The sequence below is a fragment of the Mesorhizobium salmacidum (SeqCode) genome (assembly GCF_037179605.1).
GTDB lineage: Bacteria > Pseudomonadota > Alphaproteobacteria > Rhizobiales > Rhizobiaceae > Mesorhizobium > Mesorhizobium salmacidum.
This window is the reverse complement of sequence record NZ_JAPYKS010000002.1, coordinates 87362-109144: the sequence shown is the minus strand read 5'-3', so window position 1 is coordinate 109144 and position 21783 is coordinate 87362. Positions and strand designations below refer to the sequence as shown.

17 protein-coding genes are annotated in these 21783 nt (G+C 63.9%); all 17 read left to right on the top strand.

From position 1 onward, the window contains the following. The first annotated feature begins 4 nt into the window (after positions 1-4). The 17 genes from ftsL (at position 5) to recN (ending at position 21653) form a co-directional block, all read left to right on the top strand. On the top strand, positions 5-400 hold the full coding sequence (gene ftsL, locus O7A60_RS03125) for a cell division protein FtsL (protein WP_027141642.1): 396 nt from the start codon (positions 5-7) through the stop codon (positions 398-400). Further along, positions 397-2121, top strand: coding sequence for a peptidoglycan D,D-transpeptidase FtsI family protein (locus O7A60_RS03120; protein WP_140502413.1), 1725 nt, complete (start codon positions 397-399; stop codon positions 2119-2121). The genes ftsL and O7A60_RS03120 overlap by 4 nt, the downstream gene beginning before the upstream one ends. A 54-nt stretch (positions 2122-2175) precedes the next feature. Continuing rightward, a complete protein-coding gene (locus O7A60_RS03115; RefSeq protein WP_337104974.1) occupies positions 2176-3624 on the top strand; it encodes a UDP-N-acetylmuramoyl-L-alanyl-D-glutamate--2,6-diaminopimelate ligase in 1449 nt (482 codons plus the stop codon). Further along, positions 3621-5078, top strand: a complete 1458-nt coding sequence (locus tag O7A60_RS03110; RefSeq protein WP_337104973.1) for a UDP-N-acetylmuramoylalanyl-D-glutamyl-2,6-diaminopimelate--D-alanyl-D-alanine ligase — start codon at positions 3621-3623, stop codon at positions 5076-5078. Before O7A60_RS03115 ends, O7A60_RS03110 begins: the two co-directional genes overlap by 4 nt. A gap of 17 nt (positions 5079-5095) precedes the next feature. Continuing rightward, positions 5096-6178, top strand: a complete 1083-nt coding sequence (mraY, locus tag O7A60_RS03105; RefSeq protein WP_337104972.1) for a phospho-N-acetylmuramoyl-pentapeptide-transferase — start codon at positions 5096-5098, stop codon at positions 6176-6178. Positions 6179-6186: 8 nt separating this feature from the next. Then, positions 6187-7587 carry a UDP-N-acetylmuramoyl-L-alanine--D-glutamate ligase gene (murD, locus tag O7A60_RS03100; RefSeq protein ID WP_337104971.1) on the top strand — a complete coding sequence of 467 codons (1401 nt, stop codon included), beginning with the start codon at positions 6187-6189 and terminating at the stop codon, positions 7585-7587. Next, positions 7587-8738, top strand: a complete 1152-nt coding sequence (gene ftsW / locus O7A60_RS03095; RefSeq protein ID WP_027051103.1) for a putative lipid II flippase FtsW — start codon at positions 7587-7589, stop codon at positions 8736-8738. Before murD ends, ftsW begins: the two co-directional genes overlap by 1 nt. 1 nt (position 8739) lies before the next feature. Continuing rightward, positions 8740-9867, top strand: a complete 1128-nt coding sequence (gene murG / locus O7A60_RS03090) for an undecaprenyldiphospho-muramoylpentapeptide beta-N-acetylglucosaminyltransferase (RefSeq protein WP_337104970.1) — start codon at positions 8740-8742, stop codon at positions 9865-9867. Beyond that, positions 9864-11264: a UDP-N-acetylmuramate--L-alanine ligase gene (gene murC, locus O7A60_RS03085; protein WP_027141649.1), complete on the top strand. Its 1401-nt coding sequence runs from the start codon at positions 9864-9866 to the stop codon at positions 11262-11264. The genes murG and murC overlap by 4 nt, the downstream gene beginning before the upstream one ends. Continuing rightward, positions 11261-12226, top strand: a complete 966-nt coding sequence (gene murB, locus O7A60_RS03080) for a UDP-N-acetylmuramate dehydrogenase (RefSeq protein WP_337104969.1) — start codon at positions 11261-11263, stop codon at positions 12224-12226. Before murC ends, murB begins: the two co-directional genes overlap by 4 nt. A 301-nt stretch (positions 12227-12527) precedes the next feature. Continuing rightward, positions 12528-13454, top strand: a complete 927-nt coding sequence (locus O7A60_RS03075) for a D-alanine--D-alanine ligase (protein ID WP_337104968.1) — start codon at positions 12528-12530, stop codon at positions 13452-13454. Further along, positions 13442-14383: a cell division protein FtsQ/DivIB gene (locus O7A60_RS03070; RefSeq protein ID WP_337104967.1), complete on the top strand. Its 942-nt coding sequence runs from the start codon at positions 13442-13444 to the stop codon at positions 14381-14383. The genes O7A60_RS03075 and O7A60_RS03070 overlap by 13 nt, the downstream gene beginning before the upstream one ends. Then, on the top strand, positions 14380-15687 hold the full coding sequence (gene ftsA, locus O7A60_RS03065; protein WP_015317215.1) for a cell division protein FtsA: 1308 nt from the start codon (positions 14380-14382) through the stop codon (positions 15685-15687). The genes O7A60_RS03070 and ftsA overlap by 4 nt, the downstream gene beginning before the upstream one ends. A 66-nt stretch (positions 15688-15753) precedes the next feature. After that, positions 15754-17439 carry a cell division protein FtsZ gene (gene ftsZ, locus O7A60_RS03060; protein ID WP_140502428.1) on the top strand — a complete coding sequence of 562 codons (1686 nt, stop codon included), beginning with the start codon at positions 15754-15756 and terminating at the stop codon, positions 17437-17439. 280 nt (positions 17440-17719) lie between these two features. Continuing rightward, positions 17720-18670 carry a UDP-3-O-acyl-N-acetylglucosamine deacetylase gene (gene lpxC / locus O7A60_RS03055; RefSeq protein WP_140747462.1) on the top strand — a complete coding sequence of 317 codons (951 nt, stop codon included), beginning with the start codon at positions 17720-17722 and terminating at the stop codon, positions 18668-18670. 261 nt (positions 18671-18931) lie between these two features. After that, the gene (locus O7A60_RS03050; RefSeq protein ID WP_027141655.1) at positions 18932-19801 is read left to right on the top strand and encodes an outer membrane protein assembly factor BamD; all 870 of its coding nucleotides are present in this window, start codon (positions 18932-18934) and stop codon (positions 19799-19801) included. A 178-nt stretch (positions 19802-19979) separates the two neighbouring features. Beyond that, positions 19980-21653, top strand: a complete 1674-nt coding sequence (gene recN / locus O7A60_RS03045; protein ID WP_337104966.1) for a DNA repair protein RecN — start codon at positions 19980-19982, stop codon at positions 21651-21653. Positions 21654-21783 lie beyond the last annotated feature (130 nt).

The window sequence follows — 21783 nt, the reverse complement described above, 5'->3', positions numbered from 1 at the left end:
GCACGTGTTTCGTACCAGCGATATCATCCTGATCGCCGTCATGGTTTCGGCCGCCGCCCTGACCTACAAGGCCAAGCGCGAGGCCGAGGACCAGTTGGCGGCCGTGCAGAAGATCCATGCCGAGATACGTTACGAGGAGGACACGATCGACCTTCTCAAGGCCGACTGGAGCCTGCTCACCCAGCCGTCGCGGCTGCAGAAGCTCGCTGAGCTCTACAAATCGCAGCTCGCTTTGGAGCCGGTCAGTGCCCGGCAGATCGTGGGCCTGGGCGACCTGCCGGCCAAGGCCCTCGACATCCAGGACATCCTGAACGGGCGCCAGGGCGCCATGGCCGACAATTCCGACAAGGCGCCCTTGGGCGACAAGGATCCCGTCGTGACCGGAGACATCGCCCAATGATCGGCAAACTGCTGAAACGCTTCGCCACGGTAGGCCGCGCCAGGACGGGCGAGGACGGGTCGATCGTGGTCGAAGGCGCCCGCAAAGCGACCGGCGGCAAGGGCAAGGCGCGCATCGTGATGACGATGGCGGTATTCTTCGGCATTTTCTCGACCATATCCGGGCGGCTGGTCTATCTCGGTTTCCAGACACCCGATCTGTCGGGCGGTCCGCAAAGCCGGGTGACCGCGTCACGTCCCGACATTGTCGATCGCAACGGCGAAGTGCTGGCCACCGACATCAAGACAGCGTCGCTGTTCGCCGAGCCGCGCCGCATCGTCGATGCCGACGAGGCGATCGAGAAGCTGTCGACGGTGCTGCCCGAAATCGACTACGAGCAGACCTATCACAAGCTGAAGAGCGGCGCCGGCTTCGTCTGGCTGCAGCGGCAGCTGACGCCCAAGCAGCAGGCCGACATCATGCAGCTCGGCATTCCCGGTTTTGGCTTCCGCACCGAAAAGCGCCGTTTTTATCCGAGCGGCGAAACCTCATCCTACATTGTCGGCCTGACCAACATCGACAACCAGGGCATCTCCGGCATGGAGAAATATATCGATGAGCAGGGCCTGAGCGACCTGCAGGCGTCGGGCCTGGCGGTGGCGAAGGATCTCAGGCCGGTCAAGCTTTCGATCGATCTGCGCGTCCAGCATGTGGTGCGCGACGAGATCGCCGCCGGCCTGGAACGCTATCGCGCCATGGGGGCTGGCGCCGTCGTGCTCAACGTCAAGACCGGCGAAGTGGTGGCCATGGCGTCGGTGCCGGATTTCGATCCGAACAATCCCTACAATGCGCAGGACAAGGACCGGCTCAACCGGATGTCGGCGGGACTCTATGAGATGGGCTCGACATTCAAGAGCTTCACCTCGGCCATGGCGCTCGATTCCGGCAAGGCGACGATGTCGAGCCGCTTCGACGCTTCGCATCCAATCCGGGTCGGCCACCAGGCCATTCACGATTTCCACGGCAAGAACCGCGTGCTGTCGTTGCCGGAGGTGTTCCTCTATTCCTCCAATATCGGGTCGGCCAGGGAGGCCGAGCTGGTCGGCATCGAGGCGCATCGCGAATTCCTGCATCGCCTCGGCATTCTGGAGAAGATGCAGACCGAACTGCCCGAAGTTGCCCGCCCGACCGAGCCGAAGGTCTGGAAGCAGGTCAATTCGTTCACCATCGCCTTCGGCCATGGCGTGTCGACGACGCCGCTGCAAGCGGCTGTCGGCTGCGCGGCGCTGGTCAATGGCGGATTCCTGATGCAGCCGACATTCCTGGTCCGCAGCCAAGAGGATGCGATGGCGGCGGCCAAGAAAGTGGTTGCCGAAAAAACTGTCGAGGGCATGCGCTACCTCTATTCGCTCAACGCCGAGAAGGGTTCGGCCAGAAACGCCCGGGTTCCCGGCTACCGCGTCGGCGGCAAGACCGGAACGGCCGAGAAGGTCATCAATGGCCGTTACTCGAAGGAGTTGAATTTCAACACCTTTGTCGCCGCCTTCCCGATGGACGATCCGCAATATCTGGTGTTCACGATCGCCGACGCCCCGCATCCGGAAAAGCCCGGGATGACCGACGTCGCGGCCAACAATGCAGGGGTAATGGCAGGCAATATCATCAGGCGTGCAGCGGCCATGCTTGGCGTGAAGCCAGATTTCAGCCATGAAAATGGTGCAACGCTGGTTTCCTATCAGTGATTCTTGGGGCGCGCCGGCAACTGCGCGCTATTTTGTTGCGGTGAACGGAACTCGATGAAGCTCAAAGATCTAGCCGGTATCCTGCCAGTCGAAGGAACAGCTTCCGCCGATCTGGAGGTTTCCGGCATCTCGTCGGATTCCCGCCAGGTAAAACCGGGCGTCCTCTTTTTCGCGCTTGCCGGCACCAGGGCCGATGGCGCCAGCTACGCCGCCGACGCGGCCCGGCGTGGCGCTGCCGCGATCGTCGCGGGCAGCGCCCTTGCCGATTTGCCGGTTCCGGTGCTGGCGGTAGATGATCCGCGCCTGGCACTGGCGTTGAGTGCCGCCCGCTACTTCCGCAGACAGCCGCAAACCATGGTCGCCGTGACCGGTACCAGCGGCAAGACGTCGGTCGCCGCCTTCACCAGGCAGATATGGGAGCAGGCGGGATACGCAGCCGCCTCGATCGGCACCACCGGCGTGGTTGCGCCCGGCCGCAACGAATATGGTTCGCTGACGACACCCGATCCGATCGCCCTGCACCAGTTGCTGAGGGAATTGGCCGATGGCGGCGTTACCCACGCTTCGATGGAAGCCTCCAGCCACGGGCTCGACCAGCGCCGCCTCGATGGGGTTAAGCTCTCGGCTGGCGGCTTCACCAATCTCGGCCGCGACCACATGGATTACCATCCGACGATCGAGGATTATCATCGCGCCAAATTGCGCCTGTTCGACACGCTGCTGCCGAAGGGCGCACCGGCCGTCGTCTTCGCCGACGATCCGTGGTCGGAACCGACGATAAAGACGGCGCGGGCCGCTGGGCTCGATGTGCTGACGGTCGGCCGCCATGGCGATTTCCTCAGGCTGAAGCGGGTCGAGCATGAGCGTCATCGCCAGCGTGCCGAGGTCGAGGCGGACGGTGTGATCCACGAGATCGACCTGCCGCTCGCCGGCGATTTCCAGATAGCGAATGCGCTGGTTTCGGCGGGGCTTGCCATTTCCACAGGAACACCTGTCGCCAAAACCTTGGCGGCATTGGAGAAATTGAAAGGCGCGCCGGGCCGGCTAGATCTGGTCGGCACCACGGCGAGCGGCGCGCCGGTCTATGTCGATTACGCCCACAAGCCCGATGCGCTGGAGAATGTTCTGTCCTCGGTGCGTCCGTTCACCACCGGGCGCGTGATGGTCGTGTTCGGCTGCGGTGGCGATCGTGACCGGGGAAAACGACCGATCATGGGCGAGATCGCGACCCGGCTCGCCGATGTCGTCATCGTCACCGACGACAATCCGCGCTCCGAAGTGCCCGAGACCATCCGCGCCGCCATTCTCGCCGCCGCGCCCGGTGCCATCGAGATCGGTGACCGGCGCAAGGCAATCCACGAGGCTGTCGGCATGCTGCATGCCGGCGACACGCTGATCGTGGCCGGCAAGGGCCATGAGGAAGGCCAGACGATCGGCTCTGAAACCCTGCATTTTTCCGACCATGAGGAAGTGCGCGCCGCGCTCAGGGAGCGTGCCGCATGAGTTTGCTGTGGACATCGGAAGCGCTGGTTGCCGCCACGGACGGGCGGCCGCTCGGCCCCATGCCCGAAGGCATATCGGGCATTTCGATCGACAGCCGCAGCCTGCAGCCGGGCGAGGCCTTCTTCGCCATCAAGGGCGAGGCGATGGACGGCCATGACTTCGTCACCGCCGCCATCAAGGCCGGCGCCGGCGTGCTGGTGGTGGCGGAAGGCAAGCTGCCGTCTCTTGGCCGGCTGACGGCGCCGATCATCGTCGTCGAGGACGTGCTGGTTGCGCTGGAAAAGCTCGGCGTCGCGGCGCGCGCCCGCTCGCAAGCCAGGATCATCGCGGTAACCGGCTCCGCGGGCAAGACCACAACCAAGGAGGCGCTTCGCCACGTGCTTTCGGCCGTCGGCAAGGTGCATGCCTCGGCGCAGTCCTTCAACAACCATTGGGGGGTGCCGCTGACCCTGGCTCGCATGCCGGCTGACTGCGACTATGCCGTGTTCGAGATCGGCATGAACCATCCCGGCGAGATCCGGCCGCTGGCGAAGATGGTGCGGCCGCATGTCGCCATCGTCACCATGATCGCGGCCGCGCATCTTGGCTTCTTTCGCAATCTGGACGAGATCGCCAAGGCCAAGGCCGAGATTTTCGAGGGTCTGGAGCCCGGCGGTGCCGCGGTGCTCAACCGCGACGATGCGCGTTTCAAGCTGCTGGACAAGATGGCACAGGCTGCCGGCGTCGAGCATGTCTATGGCTTCGGCGAGAATGCTCGCTCGACCTTCAAGCTGGTCAAGTGCGAGTTGCATGCCGATCATTCCGACATCGCCGCCAGGATCAGCGGCCACGATATGATCGCCCGTATCGGAGCTCCCGGCCGGCACATGGTGCAGAACGTGCTGGCGGTGCTTGGCGCCGCGCATCTGGTTGGCGCCGATCTCAACAAGGTTGCATTGGCGCTGGCCGATCTCTCGGCCGAGCGCGGGCGCGGCAAGCGCCACGTGCTGCAGCACCCCGGCGGCTCGGCTTCGGACCAGCCCGGTGGCCAAATCACGCTGATCGACGAGAGCTACAACGCCAATCCGGCCTCGATGGCGGCTGCCATGGCGCTGCTCAATGCGACGCCGGTGACGGGCGAGGGCAGGCGCATCGCCGTGCTTGGCGACATGCTGGAGCTCGGCGACCACTCGGCCAAGCTGCATGCCGCTCTTGCCGATCTCATCGTCGGCACGGGCACGCGGACAGTCTTTCTCGGCGGGCCGGAAATGCGGTCGCTGGCGGAAGCGCTGCCGGGCGATATCAGGACGGAATACCGCGCCGGCGTCGAGGAGTTGAAGCCGGTGCTGCTCGCCGCGCTGAAGCCGGGCGACGTGGTGATGATCAAATCGTCGAAGGGCATCGGTTTTGCAAAACTGGTCGATGCGCTGCTGGGCAAATTCCCGGCCAAGACGATAACCAGTAACCAGACCTAGTCGGGGAACGAAAGCGCATGTTCACACTGCTGGTCGATTTCGCGGACAAGGTCTCTGTCTTCAATGTCTTCCGCTACATCACGTTCCGCACCGGCGGCGCGCTGATCACCTCGGCGCTGATCGTCTTCATCTTCGGGCCGACCATCATCAATTCGCTGCGGCTCAGGCAAGGCAAGGGTCAACCGATCCGCGCCGACGGGCCGCAGACGCATTTCAAGAAGGCGGGCACGCCGACCATGGGCGGCCTGATGATCCTGTCCGGCATCATCGGCTCGTCGCTTTTGTGGGCGAACCTGTCGAGCATCTATGTCTGGGTGGTGCTGTTGGTGACACTCGGCTTCGGCTCGATCGGCTTCTACGACGATTATCTGAAGGTGACGAAGCAGTCGCATCTCGGCTTCTCCGGCAAGGCGCGGCTTGCGTTGGAATTCATTATCGCCGGCATCGCCGCCTGGGCGATCATGCACAATGGCCAGGCGCCGTTTTCGTCGTCGCTGACCTTCCCCTTCGCCAAGGAATTCATCATCAACCTCGGCTGGTTCTTCATTCCGTTCTCCTGCTTCGTCATCGTCGGCGCCGGCAATGCGGTGAATCTGACCGACGGCCTCGACGGTCTGGCGATCGTGCCGATCATGATCGCGGCGGCGTCCTTCGGCGTCATCGCCTATCTCTCGGGCAACGCGGTGTTCGCCGAATATCTGCAGATCCATTTCGTGCCCGGCACCGGTGAACTGGCGGTCGTGCTTGGCGCGGTCATCGGCGCCGGCCTCGGCTTCCTCTGGTTCAACGCGCCGCCTGCGGCGATCTTCATGGGCGACACCGGGTCGCTCGCCATGGGCGGCCTGATCGGCACGGTCGCGGTCGCCACCAAGCACGAGATCGTGCTCGTCATCGTCGGCGGTCTGTTCGTGGTCGAAATCCTCTCGGTCATCATCCAGGTCGGCTACTTCAAGATGACCGGCAAGCGCGTGTTCCTGATGGCGCCGATCCATCATCATTTTGAAAAGCTCGGCTGGACCGAAAGCCAGGTGGTGATCCGCTTCTGGATCATCGCCGTCATCCTGGCGCTGGTCGGCCTCTCCACCCTCAAGCTCAGATAGGCTGCCATTTGATCCCCGCCGCATCCTTCGCAGGCAAGCGTGTTTCGCTCTTCGGGCTCGGCGGCTCGGGGATCGCCACGGCGCGCGCGCTGATCGAGGGCGGCACTGAGGTGCTGGCCTGGGATGACAATCCCGACAGTGTCGCCAAGGCGGCCGCCACCGGTATCGCCACTGGCGATCTGCGTGGCGCCGACTGGGCTGGGTTTTCCGCCTTCGTGCTGTCGCCCGGCGTGCCGCTGACCCATCCCAAGCCGCACTGGACCGTGGAATTGGCGCGCGGGGCGGGCGTCGAGGTCATCGGGGATATCGAGTTGTTCTGCAGGGAGCGGACGCAGTGTTCGCCGGATGCTCCCTTCATCGCCATCACCGGCACCAACGGCAAGTCGACAACGACCGCGCTGACGGCGCATATTCTCAAGGCCTCCGGACGCGACACGCAGATGGGCGGCAATATCGGCCGCGCGGTGATGACGCTCGATCCGCCGAAGCCCGATCGCCACTACGTGGTCGAATGCTCATCCTACCAGATCGACCTTGCGCCCTCGATCAATCCGACGGCCGGCATCCTGCTCAATCTGACGCCCGACCATCTCGACCGCCACGGCACCATGCAGCACTACGCCTCGATCAAGGAGCGGCTGGTGGCGGGCAGCGAGACGGCGATCATCGGCATCGACGATTCCTGGTGCGCGCAGATCGCCGATCGGCTGGAGCGGGCAGGGCGGCAGGTCATCCGCATTTCCAAGCGTCTGCCGCTGACCGACGGCTATTTCGCCGACGGCACCAACATGATGGAGGCCGTGCATGGCCGCTACAGCCGGATCGCCTTCCTCGAAGGCATCGGCTCGCTGCGCGGCCAGCACAATGCGCAGAACGCTCTAGCCGCCGTCGCCGCCTGCCTCAAGGTCGGGCTCGACCTCGGCGAGATCCAGTCCGGACTGGAAAGCTTTCCGGGTCTCGCCCATCGCATGGAGCAGGTTGGCCGCAAGGACCATGTGCTGTTCGTCAACGATTCCAAGGCGACCAATGCCGATGCCGCGGCACCCGCGCTGTCCAGCTTCAGCCGCATCTACTGGATCGCCGGCGGCCTGCCGAAGGAAGGTGGCATCGAGCCGCTGCGCGGCTTCTTCCCGCGCATCGCCAAGGCCTATCTGATCGGCGAGGCCGCACCCGCCTTTTCGGCGACGCTCGGCGAGGCCGTGCCTTATGAGATCTCGGGCACGCTGGCCGCCGCGGTCGAGCATGCCGCGCATGACGCGGCCAAAGACGACAGCGGCGAGGCAGTGGTGCTGTTGTCGCCGGCCTGCGCCAGTTTCGACCAGTTCAAGAATTTCGAGGTCCGCGGCGAAGCCTTCAGGCAAGCTGCGAGCGCTATAGATGGTGTCAAACCCATCGGAGGGGCACGATAATGCAGAGCCGTCTCGACAAAAGTCCGGTCGCAACCTGGTGGTGGACCATCGATCGCTGGTTCCTGGCAGCGTTCCTGTCGCTGATGGGGCTCGGCATCGTGTTGTCCTTCGCGGCAAGCCCCGCGGTCGCCGAACGCATCGGCCTCGACAGTTTCCATTTCGCCACCCGACAGATCATCTTCACCGTGCCTGCGCTCGGCGTGATGCTGGCGGTCTCCTTCCTCGATTCCAGGCAGATCCGGCGCATGTCGCTGATCATGCTGTGCCTCATGCTGGTGCTGATGGTGGCGGTGCTCTATGTCGGCGTCGAGGTGAAGGGCGCGCGCCGCTGGGTATCGCTCGCCGGCCTGTCGATCCAGCCTTCGGAATTCCTCAAACCGGCCTTCGTCATCATGTGCGCCTGGCTGTTCGCCGAACACAAGCGCCAGCCCGACATTCCCGGCAATCTGTTCGCCATGCTGCTCCTGGTCTTGGTCGTGTCGCTGCTGGTAGCGCAGCCGGACCTTGGTCAGACCATGCTGACCACCGGCACCTGGGGCATTATGTTCTTCATGGCGGGACTGCCATGGCTTTGGATCATCGTGCTGGGAGCCGCCGGCGTCGGCGGTGTCTTCGCCGCCTATACGGTGTTTCCGCACGTCGCGCTGCGCATCGACAAGTTCCTCACCGGCGAAGGCGACACGTTCCAGGTCGACATGGGCCGCGATGCGCTGATCAATGGCGGCTGGTTCGGCGTCGGGCCGGGCGAGGGCACCGTCAAGCGGGTCATCCCCGACAGCCATGCCGACTTCGTCTTCTCGGTCGCGGGCGAGGAGTTCGGGCTGATCATGTGCTTCTTCATCATGTCGATCTTCGCCTTCATCGTGCTGCGCGGTCTCAACACGGCGCTCAAGGAGCATGACGACTTCACCCGCTATGCCGTCGGCGGTCTGGTCACCGTGTTCGGCTTGCAGGCCGTCATCAACATGTGCGTCAACCTGCAACTGGTGCCGGCCAAGGGCATGACGCTGCCCTTCATCTCCTATGGCGGCTCCTCGCAGATCGCCATCGCCATATCGATGGGCATGGTGCTGGCGCTGACACGCAAGCGGCCGGAAAAGCGCAAGCAGATGGGCTTTGCGCTGCCGCAGCGCGCCATGCCGGCGGAGTGACATGGCCAGAGGCGTTATCCTTCTCGCGGCGGGTGGAACCGGCGGACATCTGTTTCCAGCCGAAGCGCTGGCGCACGAACTGATCGAGCGCGGCTGGGCGGTGCATCTGGCGACCGACACCCGGGCCGAGCGGTTTGCCGCCCGTTTCCCGGCGGCGGCCGTCCACCCGATCCAGTCGGCGACGTTAGGCTCGAAAAATCCCTTCACCCTGCTTGGCGCCTTCTGGAAAATCTGGAGCGGCGTGCGTCAGGCCTCCGCCATCATCGGCAGGATCAAGCCGGAGGCCGTCGTGGGCTTTGGCGGCTATCCGACCTTGCCGCCGCTTTATGCGGCGACGCGGCGCAAGGTTCCGACGCTGATCCATGAGCAGAACGCGGTGATGGGGCGCGCCAACCGGGCGCTGTCGGGCCGTGTCGATGCGATCGCCGGCGGCTTCCTGCCGCAGGATGAGAGTGCGGCCGGCGCCAAGACGGTGACGACCGGCAATCCGGTCAGGCCGGCTGTGCTCGAAGCAGCCAGGACACCTTACGTGGCTTCAATCGGGGATGAGCCTTTCCGCCTGCTGGTGTTCGGCGGCAGCCAGGGCGCGCAATTCTTTTCCGATGCGATGCCGGGGGCAGTCGCGCTGCTTTCCGATGCACAGCGCAGACGCCTCGTCATTACCCAACAAGCTCGAGCGGACGACGTGGCGCGGGTGAAGGCGGCTTATGCCGCGCTCGGCGTCGCCGTCGAGGTCTCGCCGTTCTTTACCGACATGGCGGCGCGCATTGCGGCGGCGCATCTGGTGATCTCGCGTTCCGGCGCCTCGACTGTCTCGGAGATCGCCGTTATCGGCCGGCCGGCGCTGCTGGTCCCCTATCCCTTTGCGCTCGACCACGATCAGGCAGCGAATGCGGCAGCGCTCGCTGCCGCCGGCGGCGGCGAAGTGCATGTGCAATCGTCGCTTTCGTCCGAGCGTATCGCGGCACTGCTCGGCGCCCTGATGGACCAACCGGAGCGGCTAGCGACGATGGCCGCCGCGGCCAAGTCGGTCGGCAGGCCCGACGCGGCACGGTTGCTCGCCGACCTCACAGAGGCTATTGCGTCCCGCAAAACAGTATCGGATTTCAGGAAGGGAACGCACCCATGAAAATGCCGCAGACCATTGGCCTCGTGCATTTCATCGGCATTGGCGGCATCGGCATGAGCGGCATCGCCGAGGTGCTGCACAATCTCGGCTACAAGGTGCAAGGGTCCGACCAAGCCGACAGCGCCAATGTGCAGCGGCTGCGCGACAAGGGCATCGAATGCTTCGTCGGCCACAAGGCCGAGAATCTCGGTGACGCCGAGGTCATCGTCGTCTCGACCGCGATCAAGAAGTCGAATCCCGAACTGAAGGCGGCGCGTGAAAAACTGTTGCCGATCGTGCGCCGCGCCGAGATGCTTGCCGAGCTGATGCGTTTCCGCCAGGCTGTTGCCATCGGCGGCACGCATGGCAAGACGACGACGACCTCGATGGTGGCGACACTGCTTGAAGCCGGTGGGCTCGACCCGACCGTCATCAATGGCGGCATCATCAATGCCTATGGCACCAATGCGCGCATGGGCGACGGCGAGTGGATGGTGGTCGAAGCCGACGAAAGCGACGGCACCTTCCTCAAGCTGCCGGCCGACATCGCGGTCGTCACCAACATCGATCCCGAGCATCTCGATCATTATGGCAATTTCGACAATGTGCGCGAAGCGTTCCGCCAGTTCGTCGAGAACGTGCCTTTCTATGGCTTCGGCGTGATGTGCACCGATCACCCGGAAGTGCAGGCGCTGGTCGGCCGCATCGAGGACCGGCGCGTCATCACCTATGGCGAGAACGCACAGGCCGACGTGCGCTTCACCAACCACCGCATGGCGGGGGCGACCTCGGAGTTCGATGTCATCATCCGCGACCGCAAGGGGCGCGGCCAGACAACGATAGCGGGCCTGCGCCTGCCGATGCCTGGTCACCACAATGTGTCCAACGCGACGGCCGCGATCGCGGTCGCGCACGAACTCGGCCTCTCCGCCGAGGCGATCAAGAAGGGTCTGTCGTCCTTCGCCGGCGTCAAGCGCCGCTTCACGCATACCGGTTCCTGGAATGGTGTCGACGTGTTCGACGACTACGGCCACCACCCGGTTGAGATCTCGGCGGTGCTGAAGGCGGCGCGCAGCGCCACCAACGGGCGCGTCATCGCCATCGCCCAGCCGCACCGCTTCACCCGGCTGCACGATCTGTTCAACGAGTTCTCCGCCTGCTTCAACGATGCTGACACGGTGATGGTCGCCCCGGTCTACGCCGCCGGCGAAGAGCCGATCGACGGCGTGACCTCGGACGCGCTGGTGTCGCGCATCCGCGCCGGTGGCCATCGCGATGCCCGCTACATCGAAGGGCCGGCGGATATCGCGCCTGTCATCCGCGACATCGCCAAGCCAGGCGACTTCGTCGTCTTCCTGGGCGCCGGCAATATCACCCAATGGGCCTATGCTCTGCCGAAGGAGCTTGCCGCCTCATGATGAACGGCCAGGCCCTGATCGACAGACTTGGCGACCGGCTGGCCGGCCTGCGCGGTCGCATCACGCCGAATGCCGAGATGGACAAGATCACCTGGTTCCGGGCAGGCGGCCTTGCCGAGGCGCTGTTCCAGCCCGCGGATGAGGAGGACCTTACGGCGTTCCTCAGGGCGGTTCCCGAAGAGATCCCCCTGACGATCGTCGGCGTCGGTTCGAACCTTCTGGTCCGCGACGGCGGCATCCCGGGTTTTGTCGTCAGGCTTTCCGCGAAGGGCTTTGGCGAGCCAGAAGTCATGTCCCCGATCAGGATCAAGGCAGGTGCCGCCACGCCCGACAAGCGTGTGGCGGCGGTGGCGCTCGAGGCCGGCATTGGCGGCTTCCATTTCTACCACGGCATTCCGGGCGCCATTGGCGGGGCGCTCAGGATGAATGCCGGCGCCAATGGCGTCGAGACGCGCGAGCGCGTCGTCGAGGTGCGGGCGCTCGACCGCAAGGGCAATGTCCAGACGCTGAGCAATGCCGAGATGGGATATGCCTACCGCCATTCGGCGGCGCCCGTCGGGCTGATCTTCACCTCGGCCGTTTTCGAAGGCTTTGCCGAGGACAAAGCGGTGATCAAGACGGCGATGGATGCGGTGCAGAACCATCGCGAGACCGTGCAGCCGATCCGCGAGAAGACCGGCGGCTCGACCTTCAAGAATCCCGAAGGCACCTCGGCCTGGAAGGAAATCGACAAGGCGGGTTGCCGCGGCCTGATGATCGGCGGCGCGCAGATGTCGCCGATGCACTGCAACTTCATGATCAACACCGGAACCGCGACCGGCTACGATCTCGAATATCTCGGCGAGACGGTGCGCGCGCGGGTGCTCGAGCATTCCGGCATCCGGTTGCAGTGGGAGATCAAGCGCATCGGCGATTTCCGCTCCGGGCATGCCGTGCAGGAGTTCCTCGGCCAGCTCCTCTAGCGCATCTTGAAGTTCACGTGATGCGTGAACTTCAAGAGGATCGAAATGCCGTGAAATCGTTGCTGCAAAGACTCAGCGACACGGTTTTCGCATCCATTTTCTCAGAAAGTGAATCTCTCGGAATCATAAGTACTTGCCAGTGAATCAACTCTCTGATTCTCTACCCTAAAGCGTTTCCTGATTTGAGTCGTTCGACGCGTTACCCGCGTTTTCCGTCTGGGGGGGCAACCTGCCGGGAGACTCGGACTCAGTGTTGCGGAAATCTTGGATTTTGGTCCGCCGTGAGAGGGGATGACGGGGAATGAAAAACAAGCATGTGGCCGTATTGCTGGGAGGTTTCTCGTCCGAGCGGCCCGTGTCCTTGTCTTCCGGAAAGGCCTGTGCCGATGCGCTGGAACAGGAAGGGTATCAGGTCACTCGTGTCGATGTCGGGCGCGGCGTCGGCTCGGTGCTTGCCGAGCTCAAGCCCGACGTCGCCTTCAATGCGCTGCATGGACCCTTTGGTGAGGACGGTACCATCCAGGGCATCCTTGAATATCTCGGCATTCCCTACACCCATTCCGGCGTGCTCGCCTCGGCGCTTGCCATGAACAAGGAGCAGGCGAAGAAGATCGTCAAATCGGTCGGCGTTCCCGTCGCCGAATCGAAGGTCGCCAACCGCTTCTCTATCCAGAACAAGCACCCGATGAAGCCGCCCTACGTGGTCAAGCCGGTCAGCGAGGGATCGAGCTTCGGCGTCGTCATCGTGTCGGAGGGGCAGTCGCACCCTCCGCAGGTGATAGGGTCGTCCGAGTGGAAATATGGCGATACCGTTATGGTTGAGCGCTACATCCATGGGCGCGAGCTGACCTGCGCCGTCATGGGCGATGTGGCGCTTGGCGTCTGCGAGATCATCCCGACGGGCCATTCCTTCTACGACTATGATTCAAAATATGTCGCGGGCGGATCAAAACACGAATGCCCCGCAAAAGTTTCACCGAATATTTACCAAAAAATACAGACACTGGCGCTCAAGGCTCACCAAGCTGTCGGCTGTCGGGGCGTTTCCCGGTCGGACTTCCGTTATGACGATCGTCACTCCGAAAATGGCGAGGTTGTATGGCTCGAGGTCAACACTCAGCCGGGCATGACGCCGACGTCTCTGGTGCCTGAAATTGCCGCCCATGCCGGGCATTCGTTTGGTGAACTGTTGAGTTGGATGGTGGAGGACGCTTCGTGTCTGCGTTGAAATGGGGGCAGGGCAAGGTGAGGGGCGCGGCCGGGCCGTCGCTGTTCGGCCTGCCGTTGTCGTTGGACCATTTCGTCCTGCCGCGCGTGCTTCGCCGCCCGGTGCGCATCCTGACGCGCCTTGGAGATGGTGAATTCCAGGCGCCGCGGTTCTCCGTCGCGATCATGTCGTCGGTGCTGCTGGCTTCGAGCGGGGCCTATGGCGCCTACCTCGGCGGTCATGCCGACGGCATCATTCAAAGCATCACCGCCCGCACCGGCTTTGCCGTCGATCAGGTCAAGGTGGTCGGCAACCGTCAGACTTCAGAGATCGACATTCTCGACAGGCTTGAACTCGATGGCTGGACGTCGCTGATCGGCTTCGATGCCGAGGCCGCGCGGGAGCGCATCGCGACCTTGCCGTGGATCCAGGTCGCCGCGGTGCGCAAGGTCTATCCGCATACGCTCGAAGTGCGCGTCGAGGAGCGCGCGGCTTTCGCGCTCTGGCAGCAGGGCAACGACCTCTCCGTCATCGAAAAGGATGGCGCTGTCATCGCGCCGTTCTCGGGCGGCAAGCAGGTGCTCCTGCCGCTGTTGATCGGCACCGGCGCGCCCGCCAAGGCGCCTGATTTCCTGGCCAAGGTCGAACAATATCCTGACCTTGCCAGTCGCATCAAAGGCTATGTCCGCGTCGGCGAGCGGCGCTGGGACCTGAAGCTGGACAACGGCATCACCATCAAGTTGCCCGAGGATGACGAGGACCAGGCGCTCGCCGAACTCGTCAAGATGGACCATGACAAGGGGCTGTTGTCGCGCGATATCGCCGCTGTCGATATGCGCCTGACGGACCGGCTGGTCGTGGAGTTGACGCCGCAGGCGGCGACGCAGCGCGAAGCCGCGCTCAACGAGAAGCCGAAAACCCTGAAGCGCAAGCCGGAGACGAAGATATGAGCTGGCTTGGCGGTTCTGGCGATGCCTCGTCGCGCCGGTCGGGCACCCTGACGGTGCTGGATGTCGGCTCGAACAAGGTCTGCTGCATGGTGGCCAAGCTCAAGCCGAACGATGACGGCAAGCTCCTGCGCGGCCGCTCGCATCGGATCCAGGTCATCGGCATCGGCCACCAGAAATCGCAAGGCGTGAAGTCGGGTGTCATCGTCGATCTCGATCGTGCCGAGCATGCTATCCGCCTGTCCGTCGACGCCGCCGAGCGCATGGCCGGGCTGACCGTCGATTCGCTGATCGTCAACATGACCGCCGGACGGCTGAAGAGCGAAAGCTTCTCGGCGACCATCAACCTTGGCGGCCACGAGGCCGACGAGGCCGACATCAAGCGCGTGCTCGGCGCCGGCGCCAAGCAGGCCCTGAAGGCCGAACGCGAGGTGGTCCATTCGCTGCCCGTTGGCTTCTCGCTGGATGCCGAACGCGGCGTGCGCGATCCGCGCGGCATGGTGGGCGACACGCTTGGCGTCGACATGCATGTGCTGACGGGTGATGCCGCGCCGATGCGCAATTTGGAGCTTTCCATCAATCGCTCGCACCTGTCGGTCGAGCGCATGGTGGCGACGCCCTATGCCAGCGGGCTGGCGGCACTCGTCGACGACGAGCTGGAACTCGGAGCCGCCTGCATCGACATGGGCGGCGGCACGACGACGATCTCGGTGTTTTCGGAAGGCAAGTTCGTTCATGGCGACGCCATCGCCATTGGCGGCAACCATGTCACGCTCGACATGGCCAAGGGACTTTCGACCTCGCTCGATGCCGCCGAACGGCTGAAGGTGATGCACGGCTCGGCGTTGCCGGGCAGTGCCGACGACCGCGACCTGGTCTCGATCCAGCCTATCGGCGACGACGGCGACGTGCCGCTGCAGATCCCGCGTTCGGTGATGACGCGCATCGTGCGCGCCCGCATCGACGAGACGCTCGAACTCCTGCGCGACCGGTTGAACAAGTCCGGCTATGGCAATGCGGTCGGCAAGCGCGTCGTGCTCACCGGCGGCGCCAGCCAGCTGGCCGGCCTGCCGGAGGCGGCGCGCCGCATCCTGGGGCGCAATGTACGCATCGGTCGCCCGCTCGGCGTGGCGGGCTTGCCCGAAGCGGCGAAAGGCCCTGCTTTCTCGGCCGCTGTCGGGCTTCTGATCTATCCGCAGATGGCGAGCTTCGAGAGCCATCCGGCGAAAGGCATTTCCGGTCTCAGGATGACCGGAACTGGTGGAAAACTGCATCGCATGAGTCAGTGGTTGAGAGACAGTTTCTAATTGACGGGGACAGCCCCATAGGCGGCCGCGGCGGCGAAGCGGCGTGAAAGGCAAAGGACGGAGACAATGACCATCAATCTGCAGAAGCCGGACATCACCGAGCTCAAGCCGCGCATCACCGTGTTCGGTGTCGGCGGCGGCGGCGGCAATGCCGTGAACAACATGATCACCGCCGGACTGCGCGGTGTCGAGTTCGTCGTGGCCAACACCGACGCGCAGGCGCTGACCATGTCGAAGGCCTCCCGGCTGATCCAGCTCGGCGCGCATGTCACCGAGGGGCTCGGTGCCGGATCGCAGCCGGAAGTCGGCCGCGCCGCGGCGGAAGAGTGCATCGACGAGATCCTCGACCATCTCACCAACACCCATATGTGCTTCGTGACCGCCGGCATGGGCGGCGGCACCGGTACGGGTGCTGCTCCGGTTGTTGCCCGCGCAGCCCGCGAGAAGGGCATCCTGACCGTCGGCGTCGTCACCAAGCCGTTCCACTTCGAAGGCCAGCGCCGCATGAAAACGGCCGACTTCGGCATCGAGGAGTTGCAGAAATGCGTCGACACCTTGATCGTTATCCCCAACCAGAACCTGTTCCGGCTGGCCAATGACAAGACCACCTTCGCCGACGCCTTCGCGATGGCCGACCAGGTGCTTTACTCCGGTGTCGCCTGCATCACCGACCTGATGGTCAAGGAAGGCCTGATCAACCTCGACTTCGCCGACGTGCGTTCGGTGATGCGCGAGATGGGCAAGGCGATGATGGGTACCGGCGAGGCTTCGGGCGAGGGCCGTGCGATGGCCGCGGCGGAAGCCGCGATCGCCAACCCGCTGCTCGACGAGACCTCGATGAAGGGCGCCAAGGGCCTGCTGATCTCGATCACCGGCGGCCGCGACCTGACCCTGTTCGAAGTCGACGAAGCCGCGACCCGCATCCGCGAGGAAGTCGACCAGGACGCCAACATCATCCTGGGCGCCACTTTCGACGAGGAACTCGAAGGCGTCATCCGCGTCTCGGTGGTCGCCACCGGTATCGACAAGTCGGCGGCTGAAATCGCCGCCGCGCCGATTTCGATCCGCACCGCTCCGCCGAAGCCGGCTGCCCGGCCGGCCGTCGCGCCGGTGGAAAGCCGCCCGGCACCGGTCCAGCAGGCGGTGTATGAACCACGCGCCGCCGATCCGGTTGCCGAAGCCATCCAGTTGGCCGAAGCGAATGCCGCGGCCATGGCGCAGGCTCGTCCGGCTCCGGTCGCCCATGCGGACGATTTCCGCCCGCAGAGCAAGATCTTCCAAGCGCCGCCCGCACAGCCGCAGCCGATGGTACAGCCGGTCGTCCAGCAGATGATGCAGCCGGCTCCGCAGCCGCGCGAAATGCTGCGTGAGGTTCAGCAGCCGGTCGCGATGGCGCCGCAGCGCATGCCGCGTGTCGAGGACTTTCCGCCGGTCGTGAAGGCCGAGGTCGACGCCAAGAGCCGTCCGGTGGACCATGAGAACAGCGGCCCGATGGGTCTCCTGAAGCGTCTGACCAATGGCCTGACCCGTCGCGAAGAGGAACCTGCACGGCTGCAGCCGGCGCAACCGCGCGAGCCCAAACTGCGCCAGGCCGCACCGGAAGTGCGCCGCCTCGCCAGCCAGGACGCGCAGCTCTACGCGCCGCGCCGCGGCCAACTGGACGATCAGGGCCGCCTGACACCGCAGACCAGGGCGACTCAGGACGACGATCAGTTGGAGATTCCGGCGTTCCTGCGCCGCCAGGCCAACTGAGCCGTTAACGGACTGTAACAACTGTTAACAGGCAGGCAAGGAATTGCCTGCCTGTTAACGTTTAAAGTGCTGTATAATCAATTAGTTATGGTGCCGTACATGTTCCAGTTCGCGGTTACAAAGAGTAAGAAACCGTGATTTGGAGTCTCCTTGCCGGGACATTATCTTCGCTGCCTACCATAGTCGGTATGCCGGGATTTCGGGGGAAGTAGCCCTGCCTGCCGATTTAACAAGAGCCGCGCCCTCGGGCTGGAGAAGCGGACCTAGGCATTACGGGCTCATGGGGATTGTCTTGCACGACCACCAGACGACAGTGAAGACGCGCGCGTCGCTTACAGGCACCGGCGTTCACAGCGGCAAAGAAGTTTCCATCAGTTTCCTGCCCGCGGATGCCGATACCGGCATCGTGTTCCAGCTCCTTAATGGCGATGGGCAGGGCCGCGAATTCCGCGCCCTGTTTTCCGAGATCGGCGCCACCGACCTTTGCACAATGCTCGGCGATCCCTCTGGCGAGCACATCGCCACGGTCGAGCACATCATGGCGGCCCTGTTCGGGCTCGGCATCGACAATGTCGTCATCGAGATCGACGGCCACGAGGTCCCAATCCTTGATGGCAGCGCCATGGCCTTCGTCGAAGCCATCGACCAGGCCGGCATCGAGGTGTTGGCCGTCAAGCGGCGCTATATCAGGGTGGTCAAGCCGGTCCGCATCGAGAACGGCGCCTCCTGGGCGGAGTTCAGGCCTTATGACGGTACCCGTTTCGAGGTCGAGATCGATTTCGAAAGCCCGGCGATCGGCCGTCAGCTCTTCGCATCGGACATCAATGCCGATATTTTCCGCCGCGACATCGCGCGTGCCCGCACCTTCGGCTTCATGAAGGACGTCGAGCGGCTGTGGGCCGCCGGTTATGCGCTGGGATCCTCGCTGGAAAATTCCGTGGTGATCGGTGATGACAACCGCGTCATCAATATGGGCGGCCTGCGCTATCCCAACGAATTCGTGCGCCACAAGACGCTCGACGCCATGGGCGACCTGGCGCTGGCCGGTGCGCGCTTCATCGGCTGTTTCCGCTCCTATCGCGGCGGTCACAGGCTGAACGCCGCCGCGCTGCGGCGCCTGCTGTCGGACCGCACGGCCTTCGAGATCGTCGAGACGACACGCCGGGAGCGTGGCCGGGCCGCCGAGATGAACGCCGTCAACGCGCCGCTCTATGCGCCCTGGATGATCTGATTTTCTTAATCTTTTTCGGTTTCCATGGGGCATGGGTGTTGCATGAATGCATCATCCATCAGCGAAATTGCATAGATTTTCACGCCACGGTCCGCCGCCACAAAAATGTGCGATTGGCTGGACATAGCGTTGCCGGGCAAGGCGGTTATGGTTTATGGCTGCTGCCGTCTATTAGTGCATGTCGCTCAAAAGTGGGGATCAGTTTTGGGACAACAGCATGCAAGAGGCATTGAAATAACGCCGAAAGGGCGCAATCCAATCATGTTCTTCAAGCGAGTCGGTCAATCGAAAGCGCCGCAGCGGTCTGTTTTTCTGGCGCTTTCGGTGGTTGTTCCATCGCTCTTTCTGTCGGCCTGCATGTCGTCGGAGAAAGATATCGACCTGTCGACCTATGTCGACCAGACCGAGCCGGCCGACGTTCTCTACAATCAGGGCCTCGCCAACATGAATGCGGGACGCCTGGACGAGGCGAGCAAGAAGTTCGACGCCGTCGACCGCCAGCACCCCTATTCGGAGTGGGCGCGTAAATCGATGGTGATGGGCGCGTTCGCCGACTATCGAAAGGGCAGCTACGACGACGCGATCCAGTCGGCAAAGCGGTACCTGGCTCTTTATCCGTCCACGGATGACGCCGCCTACGCCCAGTACATCATTGGTCTCAGCTACTATCGCCAGATCAAGGACGTGACGCAGGACCAGAAGGAAGCACGCCAGACCCTGCAGACCATGCAAGACCTGGTGACGCGCTGGCCGACGTCGGAATATGTAGACGATGCCAAGGAAAAGATCCGCTTCGCCAACGACCAGCTCGCCGGCAAGGAAATGCAGATCGGGCGCTATTATCTGGAGCGCCGCGAGTACATCGCCGCAGTCAAGCGCTTCCGCACCGTGGTCGAAAACTATTCTAATACCCGCCATGTCGAGGAAGCGCTCGCGCGCCTGACCGAAAGCTATTACGCGATGGGATTGACCTCGGAGGCCCAGACGGCCGCCGCGGTGCTCGGTACCAACTATCCCGACAGCTCGTGGTACAAGGATTCCTACAAGCTGCTGCAGAGCAACGGGCTGGCACCGCGCGAGAATGCCGGATCGTGGATATCCAAGGCCGGGAAGCTGATTACCGGCGCCTGACCTCCGAGCGAAGCGCGCAGCGCGCTTTTTCGGATTGATCCGAAGCTCAAACAAAAAGATAGTGCGGCGCTGCGACTCCAACGGTCGGGTGCCGCTCTAAATCTTTTTGTTTTCGTGCCTGTCGTTATCCCGAAACCGGGTCCACTTTTTGGGCGGCATGCAATAGGTCCGGTTTCTCATGCTTTCCAGACTGTCGATCCGAGATATCGTCCTGATCGAAAAGCTGGACATCGACTTCCAGCCGGGTCTTTCCGTGCTCACAGGTGAAACCGGCGCCGGCAAATCCATCCTGCTCGATGCCCTGTCGCTGGCGCTCGGCGCGCGCGGCGATGCCTCGCTGGTGCGCCATGGCGCATCGCAGGGCCAGGTCATCGCCGTGTTCGATGTTCCGCGCAACCATCCGGTGCGCGCGCTGCTCGCCGAAAACGCCATCGAGGACGATGGCGACGTTATCCTGCGCCGCGTGCAGACGGCGGACGGCCGTACCCGTGTGTTCGTCAACGACCAGCCATCCAGTGTGACGCTGATGCGCGATGTCGGCCGCGCGCTGGTTGAGATCCACGGCCAGCATGATGAACGCGCTTTGGTCGATCCCGGCGCGCACCGCGATGTGCTCGATGCTTTCGGCGGCCATCTGGGTGCCGTCCGCTCGACCGGCGAGGCATGGCGGCACTGGCGCGCCTGCGAGCAGGAGCTGACGCGCCATCGCGCCAAGGTGGCGGCCGCCGCGCGCGAGGCCGATTATCTGCGCGCCGCGGTCGCCGAACTGACCAAGCTCGATCCGCAGCCCGGCGAGGAAACCGAACTTGCGGAGCTGCGCGCCCACCTGATGCGTGCCGAGAAGATCGCTTCCGAAATCCACGACGCGCAGGATGTGCTGTCGGGTCCGTCCTCGCCCTTGCCGCAACTGGCCAGCCTGCTGAGGCGGTTGCAGCGCAAGGCGACGGAGGCGCCCGGCCTGCTTGAGGACGTGGTCAAGTCGCTGGATGAAGCGATGTTGTCGCTCGATGCGGCGCAATCGGGTGTCGAGGCCGCGCTTCGGGCCACGGAGTATGATCCACAGCGGCTGGAAAAAGCCGAAGAGCGGCTGTTTTCGCTGCGCGCGGCGTCGCGCAAGCACAGCGTCGCCGTCGACGATCTGGCGCAGCTGCGCGACACGATGGCTGCCGATCTCGCCGATCTCGATGCCGGCGAGGAGCGCCTGCACGGCCTGGAAAGGCAGGCGGCGGCCGCACGCGAAACCTACGACATCGCCGCCGCACAGCTGTCCTCGCTCCGCCATGCCGCGGCGGTCGGTCTGACCAAGGCTGTGATGGCCGAACTGCCGGCGCTGAAGCTCGAACGCGCGGCCTTCATCGTCGAGATGAAGAGCGAGGCCGAGAGCCCCATGGAGGAAGGCATCGACCAGACCGAGTTCTGGGTGCGCACCAATCCCGGCACGCGGCCCGGGCCGATGATGAAGGTCGCGTCCGGCGGCGAGTTGTCACGCTTCCTGCTGGCGCTGAAAGTGGCGCTGGCCGATCGTGGTTCGGCGCCGACACTGGTTTTCGACGAAATCGACACCGGCGTGGGCGGCGCGGTGGCCGACGCCATCGGCCAGCGGCTGGCGCGGCTGTCGAAGCGCGTCCAGGTGCTTTCCGTCACCCACGCGCCGCAAGTCGCGGCGCGCGCGGCAACACATTTCCTGATCTCCAAATCGGGCAGCACCGACCGGGTCGCGACAGGGATTGCCGAGATGGACAGGACGGCGCGGCAGGAGGAGATCGCCCGCATGCTGGCCGGTGCCACGATCACCGACGAGGCGCGCGCCGCCGCGGAGCGGCTGCTGCGCGAGAATACAAACGCGGCGTGAGACTATCCGGCGTCATGGGGCGAGTCAGGATATGGCTCCATCCTGCTGTTCAGGAATGATCTTTTCCGAAAACCGGTTCCCACTTCCGGATCATGCTCTATGGTGACGCGCCACCGTTCAGGGACAAAAA

Bases quoted from the DNA above. Each gene is read 5' to 3' on its own strand.
- O7A60_RS03120 (WP_140502413.1), top strand. From the start codon at position 397: ATGATCGGCAAACTGCTGAAACGCTTCGCCACGGTAGGCCGCGCCAGG.
- O7A60_RS03115 (WP_337104974.1), top strand. From the start codon at position 2,176: ATGAAGCTCAAAGATCTAGCCGGTATCCTGCCAGTCGAAGGAACAGCT.
- O7A60_RS03110 (WP_337104973.1), top strand. From the start codon at position 3,621: ATGAGTTTGCTGTGGACATCGGAAGCGCTGGTTGCCGCCACGGACGGG.
- mraY (WP_337104972.1), top strand. From the start codon at position 5,096: ATGTTCACACTGCTGGTCGATTTCGCGGACAAGGTCTCTGTCTTCAAT.
- ftsW (WP_027051103.1), top strand. From the start codon at position 7,587: ATGCAGAGCCGTCTCGACAAAAGTCCGGTCGCAACCTGGTGGTGGACC.
- murG (WP_337104970.1), top strand. From the start codon at position 8,740: ATGGCCAGAGGCGTTATCCTTCTCGCGGCGGGTGGAACCGGCGGACAT.
- murC (WP_027141649.1), top strand. From the start codon at position 9,864: ATGAAAATGCCGCAGACCATTGGCCTCGTGCATTTCATCGGCATTGGC.
- murB (WP_337104969.1), top strand. From the start codon at position 11,261: ATGATGAACGGCCAGGCCCTGATCGACAGACTTGGCGACCGGCTGGCC.
- O7A60_RS03075 (WP_337104968.1), top strand. From the start codon at position 12,528: ATGAAAAACAAGCATGTGGCCGTATTGCTGGGAGGTTTCTCGTCCGAG.
- ftsA (WP_015317215.1), top strand. From the start codon at position 14,380: ATGAGCTGGCTTGGCGGTTCTGGCGATGCCTCGTCGCGCCGGTCGGGC.
- ftsZ (WP_140502428.1), top strand. From the start codon at position 15,754: ATGACCATCAATCTGCAGAAGCCGGACATCACCGAGCTCAAGCCGCGC.
- lpxC (WP_140747462.1), top strand. From the start codon at position 17,720: ATGGGGATTGTCTTGCACGACCACCAGACGACAGTGAAGACGCGCGCG.
- O7A60_RS03050 (WP_027141655.1), top strand. From the start codon at position 18,932: ATGTTCTTCAAGCGAGTCGGTCAATCGAAAGCGCCGCAGCGGTCTGTT.
- recN (WP_337104966.1), top strand. From the start codon at position 19,980: ATGCTTTCCAGACTGTCGATCCGAGATATCGTCCTGATCGAAAAGCTG.